Origin of the sequence: Solibacillus sp. FSL H8-0538 (genome assembly GCF_038003525.1) — a bacterium.
GTDB lineage: Bacteria > Bacillota > Bacilli > Bacillales_A > Planococcaceae > JBBOPI01.
In genome coordinates, this window is record NZ_JBBOPI010000001.1 from 3,368,490 (window position 1) to 3,388,193 (window position 19,704).

The 19,704-nt window shown below is 39.2% G+C and carries 15 protein-coding genes and 1 riboswitch; of the genes, 2 read left to right on the forward strand and 13 right to left on the reverse strand.

Translation table 11 applies throughout. The features are described 5' to 3' along the window. Window positions 1-102 precede the first annotated feature (102 nt). From MHH87_RS16135 to MHH87_RS16170, 8 genes are all read right to left on the reverse strand, one after another. Entirely contained in the window at window positions 103-1,065 is a 963-nt protein-coding gene (locus MHH87_RS16135; protein ID WP_340751029.1) for a fatty acid desaturase, read from the reverse strand. 247 nt (window positions 1,066-1,312) lie between these two features. Further along, a complete protein-coding gene (locus tag MHH87_RS16140) occupies window positions 1,313-1,825 on the reverse strand; it encodes a GNAT family N-acetyltransferase (RefSeq protein WP_340750247.1) in 513 nt (170 codons plus the stop codon). A 51-nt stretch (window positions 1,826-1,876) separates the two neighbouring features. After that, window positions 1,877-5,311, reverse strand: a complete 3,435-nt coding sequence (metH, locus tag MHH87_RS16145) for a methionine synthase (protein ID WP_340750248.1) — start codon at window positions 5,309-5,311, stop codon at window positions 1,877-1,879. Next, window positions 5,304-7,151: a bifunctional homocysteine S-methyltransferase/methylenetetrahydrofolate reductase gene (locus tag MHH87_RS16150; RefSeq protein ID WP_340750249.1), complete on the reverse strand. Its 1,848-nt coding sequence runs from the start codon at window positions 7,149-7,151 to the stop codon at window positions 5,304-5,306. The genes metH and MHH87_RS16150 overlap by 8 nt, the downstream gene beginning before the upstream one ends. A gap of 114 nt (window positions 7,152-7,265) precedes the next feature. Next, a riboswitch (SAM riboswitch) is annotated at window positions 7,266-7,366 on the reverse strand. A gap of 94 nt (window positions 7,367-7,460) precedes the next feature. Then, window positions 7,461-8,849 carry a protoporphyrinogen oxidase gene (hemG, locus tag MHH87_RS16155; RefSeq protein WP_340750250.1) on the reverse strand — a complete coding sequence of 463 codons (1,389 nt, stop codon included), beginning with the start codon at window positions 8,847-8,849 and terminating at the stop codon, window positions 7,461-7,463. 147 nt (window positions 8,850-8,996) lie between these two features. After that, complete coding sequence (locus MHH87_RS16160) at window positions 8,997-10,286, reverse strand: globin-coupled sensor protein (RefSeq protein ID WP_340750251.1); 1,290 nt, start codon at window positions 10,284-10,286, stop codon at window positions 8,997-8,999. A gap of 378 nt (window positions 10,287-10,664) precedes the next feature. After that, window positions 10,665-11,543: a tetratricopeptide repeat protein gene (locus MHH87_RS16165; protein WP_340750252.1), complete on the reverse strand. Its 879-nt coding sequence runs from the start codon at window positions 11,541-11,543 to the stop codon at window positions 10,665-10,667. 32 nt (window positions 11,544-11,575) lie between these two features. After that, window positions 11,576-12,469, reverse strand: a complete 894-nt coding sequence (locus MHH87_RS16170; protein ID WP_340750253.1) for a LysR family transcriptional regulator — start codon at window positions 12,467-12,469, stop codon at window positions 11,576-11,578. 206 nt (window positions 12,470-12,675) lie between these two features. Here MHH87_RS16170 and MHH87_RS16175 point away from each other — a divergent pair, with 206 nt between their 5' ends. Further along, window positions 12,676-13,422, forward strand: coding sequence for an alpha/beta hydrolase (locus MHH87_RS16175; protein ID WP_340750254.1), 747 nt, complete (start codon window positions 12,676-12,678; stop codon window positions 13,420-13,422). 100 nt (window positions 13,423-13,522) lie between these two features. Here MHH87_RS16175 and MHH87_RS16180 read toward each other — a convergent pair whose 3' ends face one another. From MHH87_RS16180 to MHH87_RS16195, 4 genes are all read right to left on the reverse strand, one after another. Continuing rightward, window positions 13,523-14,875 carry an S-layer homology domain-containing protein gene (locus MHH87_RS16180; protein WP_340750255.1) on the reverse strand — a complete coding sequence of 451 codons (1,353 nt, stop codon included), beginning with the start codon at window positions 14,873-14,875 and terminating at the stop codon, window positions 13,523-13,525. 725 nt (window positions 14,876-15,600) lie between these two features. Beyond that, the gene (locus tag MHH87_RS16185) at window positions 15,601-16,089 is read right to left on the reverse strand and encodes a YusW family protein (RefSeq protein WP_340750256.1); all 489 of its coding nucleotides are present in this window, start codon (window positions 16,087-16,089) and stop codon (window positions 15,601-15,603) included. Window positions 16,090-16,270: 181 nt separating this feature from the next. Continuing rightward, on the reverse strand, window positions 16,271-16,987 hold the full coding sequence (locus MHH87_RS16190; protein ID WP_340750257.1) for a 3-ketoacyl-ACP reductase: 717 nt from the start codon (window positions 16,985-16,987) through the stop codon (window positions 16,271-16,273). Window positions 16,988-17,483: 496 nt separating this feature from the next. Further along, complete coding sequence (locus tag MHH87_RS16195; RefSeq protein WP_445683130.1) at window positions 17,484-18,656, reverse strand: glycosyl hydrolase family 18 protein; 1,173 nt, start codon at window positions 18,654-18,656, stop codon at window positions 17,484-17,486. Between the two features lie 312 nt (window positions 18,657-18,968). On the opposite strand from MHH87_RS16195, the gene MHH87_RS18965 reads away from it, so the two are divergent. Next, entirely contained in the window at window positions 18,969-19,172 is a 204-nt protein-coding gene (locus MHH87_RS18965) for a DUF4236 domain-containing protein (protein ID WP_445683131.1), read from the forward strand. A gap of 114 nt (window positions 19,173-19,286) precedes the next feature. Here MHH87_RS18965 and MHH87_RS16200 read toward each other — a convergent pair whose 3' ends face one another. Next, the gene (locus MHH87_RS16200) at window positions 19,287-19,457 is read right to left on the reverse strand and encodes a hypothetical protein (protein ID WP_340750258.1); all 171 of its coding nucleotides are present in this window, start codon (window positions 19,455-19,457) and stop codon (window positions 19,287-19,289) included. Window positions 19,458-19,704: the final 247 nt, after the last annotated feature.

The window sequence follows — 19,704 nt, forward strand, 5'->3', positions numbered from 1 at the left end:
GCCTCAATTCTCTTTTTTCCCTATTATATCAAATGGGCCCAATTTAAGCAGTAAAGGGCTATCCATCAAGTCTTTGTACGACTCAGCGGATAACCCCTTGACTTAATGTTGAAGTCTATTATTTTTCATCGAAAGTGCTTGCTCAACTTCTTTAAATGATACGAACTTTCTGCGCTCTGTATCATATAACTTATACCGAATTGACTCTAAGCTTGTTTTCAATGTAATTGTTGTCGCTTGTTGTAATGGCGGAATTGATTCGTGTGCATCTTCTAATTTATAGTTCGGTACACGAGGTGCTAAATGGTGAACATGGTGGAATCCGATATTACCCGTTACCCATTGTAATAATTTCGGTAACTTATAATACGAACTTCCCTCTACAGCTGCCTTCACATAATCCCATTCTGAATCGTATTCAAAGTAAGAATCTTCGTATGTGTGTTGGATATAGAATAACCAAATCCCTAGTGCGCCTGCGATAAATAATGTAACTCCTTGTACTAAGAAGAAAGCAAACCAACCAAATACATAAATCAGTGCCACACAAATACCAGTTATTACGATATTTATTAAATACGTGTTGGTACGCTCTTTTTTCTTTGCATCACTGCGGTTAATACGATTTAATACAAGCACCATAAGCAGTGGTCCTAAACCGAACATCACAATTGGATTACGATATAAGCGGTAGCCTAAGCGACCAAGCTTTGATTTTTCTAAATATTCATCAACCGTTAACATATCGATATCGCCAATACCACGCTTATCTAAGTTCGAACTTGTCGCATGATGAATCGTGTGCTCACGCTTCCACTTTTCATATGGGAATGATGTTAATACACCTGTTATAAATCCAACAACATCATTTGCTTTTTTATTTTTAAAGAATGATCCGTGCGTACAGTCATGGAAAATAATAAATGTCCGAATAACCAAACCTGAAGCAAGGATGCTACATATAACTGTGTACCAAGGTGAAAACTGCAATAAGTAATACCCCGCACTCCACAGTACTAAAAGCGGTAAAATAGTATTCACGATTTGCATTACGCTACGCTGCATATCCGATTTTGCAAAAGGTGCCACATCTTTTCTTAGCTTCTTCGTTTTTTCTGCATCTGTTACTGCCACTTTATTCTCCCTCTTTCCGTTTCAATATAAGTAATAACTACATAGTAGGTGATTTAGGAAAGTGACAACAGAAACAAACATCACAAAAAAAGTATGACAAGTGTCATATGACTAGGTACTAAAAATATGTGTGAATTGTAGTGTTTATTCCATTAAATACTTTATTTTACAATCAAAACTACCTTTCCATCGGTTCAGTTGGTCCATCTAAATCCAACTGATAATAAGATAAATCCAACCAGCGCCCGAATTTATAGCCTGAATTTCGGATTGTACCGCTATACGTAAAACCTAACTTCTCATGGGCCACAACACTACCTTCATTTTCTGCATCAATGCAGGCAACCATTGTTTTCACGTCATGCGTGCGCGCGAACTCAATAAGCGCATGCATTAATTTTGTCGCGATGCCTTTTTTATAATGAGCTTTATGCACATACACAGAATGTTCTACTGTATATTTAAACGCAGGATACGCACGAAATGGTCCGTACGTTGCATAGCCCGCAACAGTACCGTCTTCCTCATATACAAAAAGCGGCTCTCCTGCTGCCATTTTCCCCTCAAACCAAATGAGGCGCTGCTCCAATGTTTGCTCCTCATACATATAAATAGCTGTTGAATTTAAAATATTATCATTAAAAATTTCTAATATTGTTGACATATCTGTTGCTTTTGCTTGTCGAATCATAAAACTTCCTCCTATTAGCAAACGCCCCATCAATTGATGAGGCGCTCTACTTTATACATTAAAATAACGGGCGCCTGGATGAGCAAAGACAATTGCCGAAACGCTCGCCTCTGGTTCCATCATAAACCCTTCAGTTAGTTGCACGCCAATATCTTCTGGCTTCAGTAGATCAAATAATTTCTCTTGGTCTTCTAAATTCGGGCAAGCTGGGTAGCCAAAACTGAAGCGTTGTCCTTGGTATTTCGCTGCAAAACGGTCGCGCATCGTAAAGTCCGTTGCATCTGGGAAGCCCCACTGATCGCGGATTTCCTGATGAATACGCTCTGCAAAGCCCTCTGCTAGTTCAAGCGCCGTTGCTTGTAATGCATGACTTTCTAAAAACTTCCCGTTTTCTTTTAGTTCTCGCGCCTTGTCACCCACACCATGACCTGCTGTAACAACCATTAGTGCAATATAGTCCATTTCTCCGCTTTCTACAGTTTTTAAGAAATCGGCTAAACACATAAACGGCGCTACTTGCTGACGCGGGAAGGTGAAGCGTTTTATTTCCGTTTTGCTATCTTCCGGACTATATACGACTACATCATCACCGTCTGCTTGTGCAGGGAAGAATTGATACATGCCCGATGGATTTAATACATCACTCTTTAAATAACCAGAGACTAATTCATGTAGCTGTGTTGCACGGTCATCTCCTTCTGCAAGCATCGTTTCTAAGTTCCCTTTTAATCCTAAGTGGTGGCCGATTAAAGTGCGCATATTTACATATGGATGCAAGTGAGCTACTGAATAACCAGGCTTCACGTGACGTGTTAAATCTTTTGGCAAGAACACATTTGCATCTTCAATCGTACGTACCGGTTTTTCAGTAAGTTCAACTTTCGGACGCGCTGCACGCTTCGCATCAGATTCTAAACGTTTTTCACGCGCATCACGAAGCGCTTCAATAAAGCCGTCGCGTTCATTTTTATTCATTAAACGGTTTGCATAATCTAAGCCTTCCATCGCATCTTTTGCATAAATAACAGGGCCATCGTATTGATCGGCAATTTTGGTTTCCGTGAAGCGACGGGAAAGTGCTGCACCACCTACTAAAATCGGTACATCAATACCGGCTTCTTTAAAGTCTTGCGCCGTAATAACCATTTGTTGTGCTGATTTTACAAGCAACCCTGACAAACCGATGAAATCTGGCTTTTCTTTTCGAATTACTTCAATTAAGGCAGACGGAGTAACTTTAATACCTAGATCAACTACTTTGTAGCCATTATTACTTAAAATAATATCTACTAGGTTTTTCCCGATATCATGTACATCTCCTTTAACTGTTGCAAGGACCATTTTCCCTTTACCAGAGCTATCATCCTCTTTTTTCTCCATGAACTGCTCTAAATGAGCAACCGATGCCTTCATCACTCCGGCACTTTGAAGAACTTCCGCTACGATTAATTGGTTAGCATTAAAAAGACGACCAACTTCCGCCATCCCTTCCATGAGTGGTCCATTAATAATATCTAGCGGTGAATCATACAGCTCCATGGCTGCATCTAGATCAGGGATTAACCCTTCTTTTGTACCTTCTAAAATATAATAAGCAAGACGACCTTCAACTGTTTTAGGAATGTCTGCCTCTGTTTTTTCTTTCTTCTTATCACGATAGAAATCAGTAAATACCGCCAAAGTTTCATCATTCGTATTAAAAATCAAATCGTTCGCTAGCTTAATTTCTGCTTCTGGAATCGACGCGTAACGTTCTAGTTTTTCTGTATTTACAATCGCGTAATCAAGACCTGCTTGTGTACAGTGATATAAATACACCGCATTTAGCACTTCACGGCCAACTGGTGGCAAACCAAATGATACATTACTTACACCAAGGACCGTAAGACAACGTGGAAGCTTTTCTTTAATAAGGCGAATCCCTTCAATCGTTTCTTCTGCAGCACCTATGTATTGCTCGTCCCCTGTACCAACTGGGAACATCAGCGGATCAAAAATAATATCTTCCGGTGCTAAACCCCATTTTTCTGTAAGAAGCTTATACGAACGTTCCGCTACTTCAAGTTTACGCTCACGTGTAACGGCCATCCCGACTTCATCAATTGTTCCAACAACTAGTGCCGCACCGTATTTTTTCACAAGTGGCATGACTGCATCAAAACGTTCCTCGCCGTCTTCTAGGTTAATCGAGTTTATGATTGCTTTCCCTTGAGAGAACTTCAGTGCTTCTTCCATTACTTTCTCATCTGTTGAGTCAATAACTAAAGGCACCTTCACTTTTTTCACAACTTCCTGCATGAAGTTGCGCATATCTTCTACTTCATCGCGGTCTGGGTTGGCTAAACAGATATCAATAACATGTGCCCCATTTTTCACTTGAGCACGCGCGATTTCTGCCGCTTCTTCAAATTTACCGTCAATAATTAAATTTTTAAATTTACGTGAGCCGATAACGTTCGTACGCTCACCAATAAATAATGGACGCATTGAATCATCATATTGTAGCGGTTCAATTCCTGATACGACGTGGCCATGCGTATTTGTTTTTGGTTGGCGTGGTGCATGACTATCTACCGCTTGTCGGATTGCTGCAATATGAGCAGGTGTTGTTCCGCAGCAGCCCCCCACAATATTTAACCAGCCTTTTTCTGCAAAGCCTTGTAGCTTTTTCGATAAAGAATCTGGCGTTTCATGATAGCAGCCTTCCTCATCGGGTAAGCCGGCATTCGGATAACAGCTAATATAGCCTGTAGATAATTCTGCAAGTGAACGAATATGATCCGTCATAAATTCTGGACCTGTCGCACAGTTTAAGCCGACAGATAGAGGTTTAATATGTTCAATTGAAATATAGAATGCTTCAATTGACTGACCTGCAAGCGTTGTTCCCATTGGCTCAATTGTGCCGGAAATCATAACCGGCAGCTCTTTTCCTAACTCATCGAAGGCACGACGAACAGCAAGTGTTCCTGCTTTAACGTTCAGCATATCCTGACTTGTTTCAAGCAGTAGTAAATCCGAACCCGCTTCGATTAACGCCTTTGCCTGAACGTAAAAGTTTTCTTCTAATTCATCGAATGAAATACCACCAGTAACAGATAACGTTTTTGTCGTAGGACCCATTGCGCCTGCAACAAAACGTGGCCAGTCGGATGTTGAAAATTCCTTGGCAGCCTCTACTGCAATTTCGACAGCACGCGTATTAATTTCTACAGCCTTATCACCTAAATCATATTCATTTAATACGAGTGGTGTCCCACCGAACGTATTCGTACAAATAATATCTGCCCCTGCTTCAAGATAAGCGCGATGTACTTTACCGAGAACATCTGGACGTGTCAGTACTAGGTTTTCGTTACAGCCATCTAAGTCCTCGCCACCGAAATCTTCATACGTTAAATTTTCATTTTGCAGCATTGTTCCCATTGCGCCATCGATTACTAAAATTCGTTTTTGAAGTTGTTCTTGTATTGGATGGTTAAGCATTTGTTTTTACTCCTTTGTTTTGCGCATCAAGTTCTTTTACATAGTCCATTAATTGAAGCGTCATATCGTATCGTAAAAACGGCGTAATTAAATAAATGCCGTTGAAATATTCACAAGCTGTATCTAGTAGTTCTTTAGCGATTGCTATACCTTCAAAGGTTGCAGCTACTTTATCCTCGCCACATGCTTCCATACGCGCAAGTACTTCTTCCGACAATTTAATGCCTGGTACTTCATGATGCAGGAATTCAGCGCTTCGGAATGAAGTTAATGGCATAATCCCAATATAAATCGGCGTTTCTAAATGCTTCGTTGCCTCATAAATCTCAACAATTTTTTCTTTTGAATATACCGGCTGCGAAATAAAATAATCTGCACCGTGTTCAATTTTCTTCTCTAAACGTGCAACTGCTCGATCTAACACACGAACATTCGGATTAAATGCAGCTGCTACTGAGAAGCTTGCTTTTTTACGAAGTGGCTTACCAGAGAAGGAAATACCTTCGTTTAACTGCTTAATAAGGGAGATTAGTTCCATTGAAGAAACATCGTACACACTAGTTGCTCCTGGGAAGTCCCCTACCTTTGTTGGATCGCCTGTTACTGCTAAAATATCATGTAGTTCAAGCGCATCAAGCCCCATAATATGTGATTGCAAACCTATTAAATTACGGTCGCGGCAAGTAATATGAGGTAATGCGCGAATTCCATGCTGTAGTTTTAAAATCGACGCCATCGCAATATTACTAATACGCGGTGAAGCTAGCGAGTTATCTGCCATCATAATGACATCCGCACCGGCAGTATATAATTCCTTTGCCCCTTTGACAAAGCCATCAATTTCTAAGTGACGTGGTGTATCCAACTCCACAATGACTGAACGCTCACGCTTCGCCTTCACATGAAGCGGTTCTTGTTTTGGTGGTTCTGGTACGCGTACAAACTCTACGCTTACTGGCTTAATTTCTTTAGCTGCAAGCGGCTTTATATTCGCTAAATGTTCTTTAACCGCTTTAATATGCTTCGGGGTCGTTCCACAACAACCGCCAATTAAACGCACACCTTGGCCAACTAGCTCCACGGCTGCACGCGCAAAATAATCCGCTTCTGATTCGTACACAACGCGCCCATCTTCTACATCAAGTAAAGATGCATTTGGATACGCAGACAGGTACGCTGTTTTTGGTAGCTGTACGCCTTCAAATGCTTGAATTGTATGGAAAGGACCTAAACGGCAGTTGCTCCCAACAATATCTGCACCGATATGATCTAACTCATACAATGCACTATTTAGCGTCATACCATTTTGTAATCTACCTGGCTCATGCATTGATACTTGGGCAATAATGGGTAAATCCGTTAATGTACGTAGCAATTGTACAGATGCTGATAATTCATCGAAATCATAATACGTTTCTAGTAAAAATCCGTCCGGCTCACCTGCAAGTAACACTTCGGCCTGCTCACGAAATGCTGCTAAAATCTCTTCAAGCGTTGTATCGCTTTTACGAATGCCACGAATACCACCAATTGTTGCAAGCACAAACTGTCCACCTGGTGCAGCTGCACGTTTTGCTATTTCAAGTGCGGCGCGGTTAAATTCTGCTACCCGTCCCTCGTAACCGTAACGAGCTAGTTTAATCGCATTGGCGCCATATGTATTTGTTTGAATGATATCTGCACCAGCTGCAATGTATTCACCGTGGATTTTTTCAATAATTTCCGGTCGGGCAACATTCATTTCCTCATGGCAATAATCTAAGCCATATGAATACAGTAGCGTACCAATCGCACCATCTGCTGTTAACACACGTGTTTGTAACGTTTCAAGCAATCCCATACTATTTCCTCACTCTCATTCCACACGATTTATTTACTGTATTTTCAGTCTTTTTCATCTATAATAAAAAGCCTTCTTGTTTAAGAAGGCTTTACACATTGTAAATTTAGTTCCCTCTCATCTACAGGCATTAATAGCCTACTGGATTTAGCACCTGACAAATGTTGGTTGCTGAAGCTTCATTGGGCCAGTCCCTCTGCTTCTCTCGATAAGAAATATATGAATTTTTGAAATAATTAAAAGAATCATAACTTTATATAAGAAGAACGTCAAGACTATTTAACCGAATAAAGCGGAAGCTAGTTTAATCTACTTGATTATTGTAATAATTTGGTCTGCCGTTTTTCTACCATTTTGAATGCAAGCACCAATTCCTACACCAAAATAAGAACAGCCCGCAAGCAGTAGATTGGGATACCGTTTTTCTAGATCTTCTACTACAACACCTAACGCTTCATTATGTGCTAAATCATAGCGCGGCATTTGATGTATCCACTTTGTCACATTGACTACTTTCGGTGCCTCTTCAATGCCAAGGCTTAAACGAATATCCTCTCGCGCAACTTGTGTCAACTGTTCATCTGTCATTGCAGCTAGCTCTTCGTAGTGTGGATTACTATTTTTATAAAATAATCGTACAAGTAAATTACCTGAGGCCGATGTATGCTTCCATTTACGGCTCGTCCAAGTTGAAGCGTTACATACTAAATCACTATTATATGAAACGATAAACCCTGTCCCATCAGCTGGTAAAATGCTATCAGGTACATCAAAACCTAGATACATCGTCAATACGGAAGCTGTTGTGAATTTTTTCAAGCTTGTATCTATCGCCTCATCTACTAATACCGAGCGCACCGTTTCATTTGGCACAGCAAGCACGACAACATCCGCAGTTATTGTCTCGCCATTTGCTAGTACTACATCATATTGCTCGCCATTTTTGACAACACGCTCTGTTGCAGTATTTTTAAAAAACTCAACTTCAGGTAAGCTTTCCTCTAAACGATCAATTAAAGCAGGCAGTCCTGTGCGGAATGAAATGAATTTTTTATTATTCGCTTTTTCAAACTGCTCACGGTTCTCCTCAAAACCTTTAATAATTGAACCGTAGTTATTTTTATAGTCCACTAAATATGGTAATGTGGATGCTAGTGATAGCTGATATAAATCCCCGGAATAGACCCCCGCAAGCACTGGCGCAACCTGTTTCTGTACGAGCTCTTCACCCAAGAAATAATCAAGGAACTCTCCAATGGAACTTTCCTTCGTGAAGTTTGTATTTGGCAATTCAAAATCTTGCAAAGCACGTTTTTTGCCTTCCTCTGAAACTAATGTGCTCGCCATTAATGACTCTACATTCATCGGAATCCCGAACGTCGAACCCGCTGGAATTGCATGTAATTCATTATTTGTATGAATATATGAAATGCCTGTTTCGTTATAAACAAGCTCTTGTTCAAAGTTTAGTTCACGCACAAGTTCAAGTACTCCCGGATGGCGTGCAACGATTGAATCTGCGCCCGTCTCCATAATAAAGCCTTGTTCCTGCTCAGAATGAATTTTGCCACCTAAATACGCATTTTTCTCCAATAAAATTAAACGTGCCTCTATTCCTTGTTCAACCATCTGCCTTTTTACATAATGCATTGTACATAAGCCCGTAATGCCGCCACCGACAACAACAACTGTTTTCATCTCTAACAACTCCCTATACGCACTAAAATCTCCCTTAAGTATAATCGTTTTTCTTCTATAATAGACAGCTAGTGTTTTACAAAATTCGCACGAAAAAAAATGAGCGTCAACAAAACTCTGTCATCGCTCATAATTGCTTGTGTTCGCTTACTTTAATTCCTGCGCCACAATAGCTAATGTATCCGCTGAGTGTGTCACCTCATCAAACGCCATACCCAACTCTAAAATAACATCACAAATTTGATTCACTTCTTGTTCCATTAAACTGTTTTGCTCTTTTGTTTCATGTAGCGCCTGCACAATATGTGAAAATTTCTGTTCTGTTCCATTCATACTCTGCTCACCCGACGTTACTGCACTCTGAATTTGTTTTAAGGATTCCATCAATTTATTTGTTCTCATATTTGTATTATGCAAGAGCTCTGCTACATTTGTGGCAGATTCCTTCGTTTGCTCCGATAGCTTACGAACTTCACCCGCAACAACACCAAAGCCTTTTCCTGCTTCTCCAGCGCGGGCTGCTTCAATGGCTGCGTTTAACGATAATAGATTCGTTTGGTTAGCAATAGTCGTGACGATACCCATGATCGATTCCATCTCTTTAGAAATCTCTACAAGCATTTCAATTTCAAGGGCAATATGTTGAACCGACAAATTTATATCTGACATACTAGTCGATTGCTGCTGTAACTGCTCTTTCCCCTCATTCGCTTGAACTGCTGCTACGCTTGACATTTCAATCGCCTTTTTCGCATAAGCAATCATTTCTTCTGACTGGGAAGTGAGCTGATGGAACGAGGCGTTCGTTTGCTCTGAAATAGCCGCGAGACTTTCGGTTGACTCGATAATGGAATTTCCAAGGCGTTGCTTCCCATTTTCCATCTCTTGCTTCATCTTATCAATAACTGCTTCAAAAGCTTCTAAAACGAGTTGTTGCTCAAAGTTTAAGATTTTCGAAATTGCTCCCAGTGTAGCAAATTGTATTTCTGGATTGCTAATATTTTTTTGAACAAGCGCCATAAGTTCAATAAATAGATTTTGGAAGGCCCCTATATACCACTGCGTTCTTAAACCAATATGCACATGGACTTGCGCAATACGCGTTCGCTTTTCAAAATATATGGCATCAATACTACCATCAAACATTTCACAAATATGCTTACGCAGTGTAACCTTTAAACGATCAATAGAACTATGGTCATTAATAATTTTCGTAAGGCTCGATTCCATGCCGAGCGTACGATAAAAAGAATCCACGATGGTGCCAATATTGTTATCAACATTTGGTTTAAACGACTTTAAATACCGCAAATCATCAGTTGTTAAATTTAACATATCAATTTGCTTTTTAATTTTTAAGTTGCTCGAGCAGTCTAGTTTAACATGGAATACGCTCATATCAATTTGTTGATGCTCTTTTTTTTTCTTGATGAACATGTTTGTTCACGCCACTTTCATTTGATATTAACTGTGCGTATTTTTCCCTTTATATACAAGAAAAATAACCTTACCACTAAAGTTAAATAAGGACTTTATAACTACTTTAAGCGAAAATTCAATATAACCCTTCAATAGTATAATATTCCCTCAGTATATAAATAAAGAAAAATATCATCGAAAGTAAAAAAATTACAGACATTTTCATTCTAAACTTGAACCATTTAATGTTGAATACTAAATTCACGCTATTTTTTTACATAAATACGTAGAAAAAACTGAGAAGACTATCAATTTTGAAGAACGCTAATAGTCTTCTATTACTTTTCGCGCTATTAAATGGTGCGTAATTTTCACACTTCGCATTATTCATTTTGTTTAATCAAAATCTGCCTCGCCTATTTGCTGTATGGCAGCTTCTCGCCACTTTTCTGCTTCTAAATGATTTACTGCAATGCCGTTACCTTGCTCATAAAGCTCGGCAATATTAAGCTTTGCATGGTAATCCCCAAGCAGTGATGCCTGTTTATAATAGCGAATTGCCTTTTCAGTATTTTGTGTGACACCAATACCATGCTCATAAAAATAACCAATATTATAAATCGAATCAATATTAAACTGTGTAGCCGCACGCTCAAACCATTCAAGTGCAGCATCGTAATTTTGTGGCTGTCCCAGAAGACCTTCAAAATAAACAGTTCCTACGCGGTATTGCGCATCAACATAGCCGCCCTCCGCTGCCTGTATATAATATGAAAAAGCACGCTGCTTGTCCGTCTCCATGCCAAGTCCTTGCTCACACATAATACCGAGCGAAAACATCGCCTCTACTACTCCAGCATCCGCCGCTCTAGTAAACCAACTAAAGGCTAGTTCTTCATTCACGTCTACCCCTTCGCCGTTGAAATACATATCCGCTAAATTATTGGCTGCATCTGCATGCCCTTGCTCAGCCGCGCATGTATAAAGACGCAACGCCTCCTGCTCATTTTCTTCAACTCCGAGACCTTCAATATAGCAATTGGCTAACTCATACTGTGCGTCATTATAACCGAGCTGCGCCGCTCGTTTCAGCCAGACGCTCATCGCACCATACAACTCATAGCTACGATGAAATAACGCAATGTCTACCATCGCTTCCATATTTCCAGCCACAGCATTCTGAAAGCATTGTAAAAGTGTCTCGATTTCCTGCTCATCTGTAATAGTTAAAGTTGTTCTTACAAGCTGTTCAAATTTATATTGGTCGTAAAACAATTCGCATCACTCGCTTTCGTATGTATTGGTCCTTATATCTCGCCTTTATTTGTTAAATACTCCACTAAATATTCCTTAAATTCTGTTGCTGCTGGCGACAAATAACGATTTTTTGCCCAAGACACACCAATTTTCCGGTAGCAAGGTGGCCAACTAACTCGCAATTTTTTCACATTAAAATGATCCAACCCTTTAATATCAGGAATAACCGACACACCTAATCCCGCACCAACGAAGCCGGCAACCGTATGCATCTCTTCTCCAGCAAAAGTTGTATGTTGTGTAACGCCTACTTTTGCAAAAAATTCATCGACAATTTGGCGCAGTGAATTCCCTTTCTTTATCGAAATGAACGGCTCATCCTTAATTTCTTCTAATGCAATCGTTTCACGCTCAGCAAAGCGATGCGTTTTCGGTACGATGACAAATAATTCTTCGGTCCATAATTCAATCGTTTCAATTTCAATAAGTCTCGATTCGATTTTTTGAGACAAGCAAAGATCAATTGCCCCCTCCTCTAATCGCTTCAATAAACTCAGTGAAGTTGCCTGCGTTAATGAAAAATGCATATTCGGATACTTTGATGCAGTGGATGCCATCAACTCTGGCACAACTTCCATCCCTAATGTATGAATAAATCCGAACGCCACTTCCCCATAACCTGGGCGCACAAAGTTATCAAATTCTTCCTTCACTTTTTCGTATTCGTCCAAAATAACATCCACACTACGTAAAAATAGCTCCCCAAATCGATTTAAATAGATCGAGCGTCCTTGGCGATCAAATAACGGAACGCCAAGCTCCTTTTCAATGTTTGAAATGGACTTACTTAACGCCGGTTGGGAAATGCTTAACTTCTCTGCGGCACGTGTCATATGTTGCATCGTAGCAACGGTTTTGAAGTATTCCAACTGCTGAATTTCCATTTACTACACCTCACATCATTCATAACTTTTTGGAATCAAAACGATAGAAATAATAAATTGTACTTATGTATTAATACAACTATAATAAGCGATAGAAACAACATTTCATATCAAAATTAATTTTAAATTTCAAGTCTTTTCAAATAAATTTCTCATTATCGACATAATTTCAGACACAATTACATAACACAAAAGGAGTTTATAAAATGAAGATCATCCCACCGAAACCATTTACATATGAAGCAGGTCAGCGTGCTGTACTATTACTACACGGATTTACTGGTAATACGAACGATGTAAAGCGTCTAGGTCGATATTTAACAGAACGTAACTATACCGTACATGCCCCTTTATATAAAGGACACGGCGGTGATCCAAAAACACTAATTCAATCGAACCCTATGGAATGGTGGGATAGTGTAATTGAAGGCTATGATGAATTACGTGGCCTCGGTTATGAAGAAATTGCCGTTGCCGGTGTTTCACTTGGTGGTATTTTCTCATTAAAACTTGGTGTAGAACGCCCGACAAAAGCCATCGTTACAATGTCTGCTCCAGCTATCGCTAAAAATGCTGACAGTCTGCAAAACCGTATCGTGGATTATGCGATTAGCTATAAAAAACTATCTGGTACTTATGATGAGCAAATCGATAACCGTTCAAAAGTAGCGGAATTGGTACGTATGCCTTCTCTTGATTACTTACAAGGTATGATTAATGAAACAAGTAATAAATTAAACAACATCGAAACGCCCGTGCATATTTTACGTGGCCTTGAAGATGATGACTATTATTGTGAAAGTGCGGACTTAATTTACAGTTCTGTACAGTCTCGCATTAAATCAGTAAAAACATTCGTAAATTCTGGTCATATTTTAACACTTGGTAAAGAACGTGAGCTTGTATTCGAAGAAGTTTATCGTTTCTTTGAAGGCTTAAAGTGGAAAGCATAATTCCGTGTCCCCAGCAGAATCCCCATTCTGCTTATATATATCCCATTAAAAAAAACGAGCTATGAGAGGATCCCCATCCCTTCGTAGCTCGTTTTTTTGTTTAATAATCCGTTGTATCAAATAGTCCTGATAAAATTTTTGCCGCCTGAGCTCTTGTTACATAATCACCCGGTGCAAATTTCCCGTTACCGACTCCTTGTGCCAATTCGAAATCAAATAAAAGTGTAATTGCATGTTGCGTTTCAATATTATATTTTTTAATATCCGTAAATGGAGCAAGCTGTTCAGGAATATACGTTTCCCCCTCAGTATGCTCATACGCTCTTGCCATCATTAATGCCAATTGCGCGCGCGTCACCTTGTCTTGCGGCTTAAGTAAATTATTGTATCCTTTTATTATTCCCGCATTATACGCTCCCGATATCTCAAGCTGTGTTTCAGGTGCATAAGACATCGTATCCGTAAATGGTGCGAACGCTTGTCCCGTAAACTCAAATGTTCGCGCAATAACGGAAATAAGCTGCACACGCTTCATATAATCATTCGGTTTAAATGAACCATCTGCAAAGCCGTTCATAATACCCAGAGTTGCAGCAAAATTAATATAATCTTCTGCCCAATGACCGGCTACATCATTAAAATTATCTCTCACGATAACTGGATCTTCAACCTGTGTATTCATAATCGTATCGTACATTAATCCAGCAACCGCTTCATAACCTGCTGAACTTAAATGGATGTTATCTGGATTTGGTAAATAGGTTAAATAATTTTCTGCAATAACATCTGCCACTTTAACGTATAAACCACCATTGGCAGTAACTACTTTTCCAACTGCATCATCAAGTGCTTTCACGAGCATATCTAACTGTGCTTGATACTTAGCATCTAAATATGGGAACGGGTTATAATAGCCCATCACAATTAATTCCACATCTGGATTCACTTCATTTATGGCACCTAGAATTGATTGATAATTCGTTGCTACGGCTTGTACGCCCTGCATTACACCGGCTAAATCAAATGTCACTTCACCTGTTTCACTGCGTGTTACATATTTCAAAACGTCATTCGCGCCAGCGCTAATTGTAATTAAATCCGCTCCAGCAATGCCTTCGGAAAGGCTTAAACTATTTTTTTGCAAACCTTCTAATGAAATAATCGGTTTTGTTACATTTGACTTAATATCGGCTAATACATTTTCTGTTGTATAGCCTGGGTATGCAAAACCTTTATTGAAAATCACTGGCAATTCATCACTACCTAATCGTTGCGCTAAATAGTCTGCATAGCCATAACCAATTTCTTTCTTTTCACTCATACCCGCTGCGAGTGAATCACCAATTGCTGTGTAATGAACCGTTATGTCTGTTTCTGCATCCGCCGTTATGGCAAACGGTAGTGTCAATTGTAAAACAAGTAGTAAAATCGCGAACACTTTCAATTTCCTCATGCTATTCCCTCCTTGTATTTTCTAAATTTTCAATTAATTATAAGTTATTATTTGAAGAAAAACAAAAAGGAACTCTACAAATATATTTTTTTATAAGGTTGGTACATTTACATAGTTAGGCTCGTGCTTATCTGACGCATATTCTGCATTAGAAAGACACATCTTGTGCAAGTTAGAGCGAGATGCTGTCCTTTTTTTATGTACACAAATAACACAAATGAATAAAATAACAATTCCGTCTACTTTTTGGGTAGCTTGTACATTAATGTAGTAACTTATTGCATGAAGTTATTTTGAAAAAGTTTTTCACGTGAAACATCTCCCAATCATTCCTTGCAATTAAAGCATTTATCAGCGAGTTGTTTTTCTATAATACTATTGAATATGTTTGTCAATTATTTATTTCGCACACGATGCCCCCGTTAAATCTTACGTCATAATCCATCCATCCCTTTTACTAGAAAAATAATTGATGTTTTCATATGTTCAAGCAACTGAAACAGGTAGATTAGCAATCTATACTAAGAAAAAAGGGTAGTCATATAAAAATATGATTATTCGGAGCATTTTATCTGAACAATAATTTAAACGTAACCGTAATCCTATTTTCCTGTCTTATGACGAATACGATTGCACTCCGTTTAAGTTTTTAATAGACAAAGCGAAATTTTATAATTTCCTTAACGATCAAAAAGCCTTGATGCGATATCCAAGGCTTCTTCTCGTTATTTTGTTGCACGGTATTCCTTCTCTGTGCCATCTGCGAATCTCACGTCAATCTCAACCGATTGATATTCATCTGTAATTCCAAACACCGTTAGAACTTCATCGATAACATCCTCATCCAACGTTGTTTTATCAAAATCCAATTCTTGAAACAACGGCTCTAATTGCGTGTATGCGTCATTACCTGTGACCTTTAAATTACTTCTGCCATCGTCAATAGACGCTTCTACACCCGTTGCTTCGTTATCATATTCCACCTCATATGACTCTGTTGCTGAGTAATCTACATCTAAAGAAAACTCTGAGAAGTTAAATGATGTTGTATTAGTTGTATTAGTTGGATTTTGATTATTCTTAGCTGTATCCATATTCGTTGAGTTCTGTTCTGTTGGTACGGTCTCAGGTGCGTTTGTCACCTCGTCCTCATCCTTATTACACCCAGCAAGAATGACCAATAATAAAAGTGCGCTTCCTATTTTAAATTTCATCTTAATGCACTTCCTTTCTTTAATACTTATTGTTTCCCATGATCTTTAAACTAAAACCAATTTTTTTAATAAGGGTTTTTCCATAGAAAAAAGCTTTCAATTATTACGATCCGATGAATACAATACTTTTCAAATAAAAAAAGCTTTCGACATAAAAATTCGAAAGCCCAATACTCATTTATTATGGATTTGTTGACCACAGACCAGCATGTTTTAATACAACACGTGGGTGAAGTTTTAACTGTGCGACCATTAAGTCTGCTAAATCCTCTGCTTGCATTACTTTTTCTGGGTTACCGTCTGTTAAGTTTAATTCTACCGCCATATCTGTTGCAACTGTGCTTGGCGTCAATGTTACTACGCGCACATTATGCTTACGAACTTCTAGCATTAATGATTCACTCATTCCGATAACCGCTGCTTTGGAAGCTGTATATGCACTTGTAATTGGCGCACCCTTTTGACCAGCTGTAGATGAAATATTAATAATATCTCCTGATTTACGTTCAATCATTTCCGGTAATACTGCATGAGTTGTGTAGTATACACCTTTTACGTTGACGTCAATAATATTAGTCCACTCTTCGGGTGTTAAGTCCATGAAGCTACCGAATTTGGAAATACCTGCATTGTTAACTAAAATATCGATGGCGCCAAGCTCCCCTCGAATTGATTCAACCGCAGCTGTAATGGAAGCAAGATCAGATACATCTGCCGAAGCAACAGCCACTTTCACATTATATTGTTTCAACTCTTCAGCAACTTGTTGTAAATTTTCAAGCGTACGTCCTACTAATCCAACATTAATGCCTTCCTGTGCGAATGCGATTGCTGTTGCTCGACCAATGCCGCGACCAGCGCCTGTTATTAAGGCCGTTTTTCCTGTAATAGTTTGCATAGTAATTGCTCCCTTATTAAATAATAAAGTAATTTTATAATTTTTTACCTTACCTGTATATTCATTGCATCCAACTTAATAAATTCGCAAGCAAACAACTAGAAAAAATAGTTGAAGTGGATGACGCTCTATCAACGATTAACAATGGTTCTGTAACAAAATAATACAGCTAAGGCACACTCAAAATACCGAGTGTGCCTTTTCCTTTTCTCAAATGGAAATAGTGCAAATTGCGATGCTACGCTGCGTATTCACACTATCACAAGTGAAATATGAAATATGCTGTTGACCGTATTGCTTGTTTATACAAAAACCGTGAGCTAATTGGCGGTATGATAATTGCTGAAGAACCAAAAATACTACGCTTCTTCTTTTGATATACTAGATACCTTAACAGACTGACCTTCGTAATTGGCCGATGAAGTCTAAAAAACTTTGGTGATAGCCTATAAAAAAGTCCCTGCTCGTTATTTCGTAATCGAAACTTTTTTGCCTTCTACTTCTTCACTACATCAAAATTCGATCCAATGAGTAACCAGTTTTGTGGGAATGGTAACCCCAGCTTCCAGTAGCCAATACCACGTAACTTGTTGCGCTTTACTAAATCGATTTTAGCTTGAATGGATCTTGCATCTTCAAACCACACAATATGCGACCTCCCCTGCTCGTCTACATAGTTGAAGAACGGGGCTTGCGCGATATTATCATATTGAATGACTGTGTTATACCGTTTAGCAATTTCAATTGCTCTTTGAGGACTGAGCGCTTCCGCATACGCTCCACCTGGTACAAATGGCAGCGTCCAATCATAACCATATAAATTTTGCCCGAGCATCACTTTATTTGAAGGTATGACGGAGGTTGCATACCGCACGACATTTTCTACTGGTCCAATTGGAGAAACTGCCATAGGAGGTCCTGCCGAATAACCCCATTCATATGTCATTAGTAAAACAAAATCCACAACCTCACCGATCGCCTTGTAATCATGTGCAACGTACCATTCTCCCGGCTGATCCGCCCTCGTTTTCGGTGCTAGCGCTGCAGAGACGGTAAACCCGGCCGCATGCATTCGCTCCACGGCTCTTTGTAGAAATTTAATATATGCTTCTCGTTGATCACCTGGTATATGCTCAAAATCAAAATGAATATCCTTTACGCTACCGAGACGATTTGCTTCCGCAATAATATTATCAAATAGCAAATCCTGCACCGCCACGCTTTGCAAAATATCCCGGGCTAGTTCCCCACTAAACTGAAACTCTTCCAGATTGGTAATGACCATTGCAAGTGAGGTATTTGTTTCATCTACTAAGGCTGGAATCCCTTGAATCGGCGGTGGTTTTAGCGTACCATCCCTCCTCACCTCATAACTAAATAAAGCGAGATACGTTAAATATGGTCCTGCTTCACGCGCTTGATTTAGTAGTACCTCACTAACTGATGTCCCTCTAGGCTCTAGATAAGCCATAATTTCCGCTTCAGTTTTCGGTGCCGGTGGAATAAATAAACGCTGACCGATCATTAAACTTTGATTCGGATTTATACCGTTCATTTGCGCAAGTGTCAAATAATTCACCCCAAAACGTTGCCCAATAGACCATAAGCTATCCCCTGGCTGCACCCAATAATAACTACCCCAAATCGGTATAACTAGCGCCTGCCCTATGACTAACCTGTTAGGATCCGGTATTTGATTTGCCGTTACAATATTTTGTACCGTCGTTCCGTAAGCCTGCGCAATCCCGTATAGTGATTCAGCTGGCTTCACAACATGGATTTGAATGATGCACCCTCCTTTCTAGTGGTTGTATATTTACGTATAATTTTATGATAGAAAGACGGGGATGATGTTACTGAATAATTATTTTGTTAACCTAACACAAGCTTGAAGAAGCTATACCACTACATGAAAAATAGTGGTATAAGCTGTTCGTAAGGAGGTCTCACAATGGTATAACGATTCAGAAAAAGCGTCTAAATTCCACCCGGTGTCCGTGTAAACTTTAAAAAAGCTCCAAGTATTAGCTTTGGTGGGAAAGGGCTACGTTGCAGTGTGAGCACAACTGGTAGACGTACTACTTCTGCCGTCATTTCCGGAAACGGACTTTCTTATGTAAAAAATAACTTCACTAACAAAAAATCCTCTACACCAAATGCAATGAATGTGCAAAAAAACACATGATGCTCAGTCAGAGGTCGGTGCATTTTAACAGCAGTGTGGTTGTCGATTAGAAAGAAACAACTTAAAGAAAGAGAGGTCTCAAAGTTTGTATGAGACCTCTCCTTTGTTATTTTTTTATGAAGAAGTCATATCTCTAGAGGCGCCATTCCCATTATCGGTTTCTGAAACATTACTCATAATTGCAGCCGTATCATAAGCAATCAGTGTCACCCGTAATTTGTCCTCAAGGTTATTAATTTCTTGCAGCTGTTCACTGTCCAGCTGCGCATATTTGCTTTCTTCCATTGTAGTATCCAACCTTTCTATTACTTACACTTTGGTGTATTTGCGTCCCCATAGTGGATTCACTGAATTCCAAATTCACCAGTGGCTTCAGTAAACATTTACTGAACAATGTTCCAAATTATTTTGTCCGATAAGATATAGTTTATACGCAAGTTAATTTTCTATATTTCTTTCTATCGTAGTCACCTTTTCATTGAACAAATTACTGCCGAATGAAGATGAAATGTACATAGCCTTTTAGAAAGCC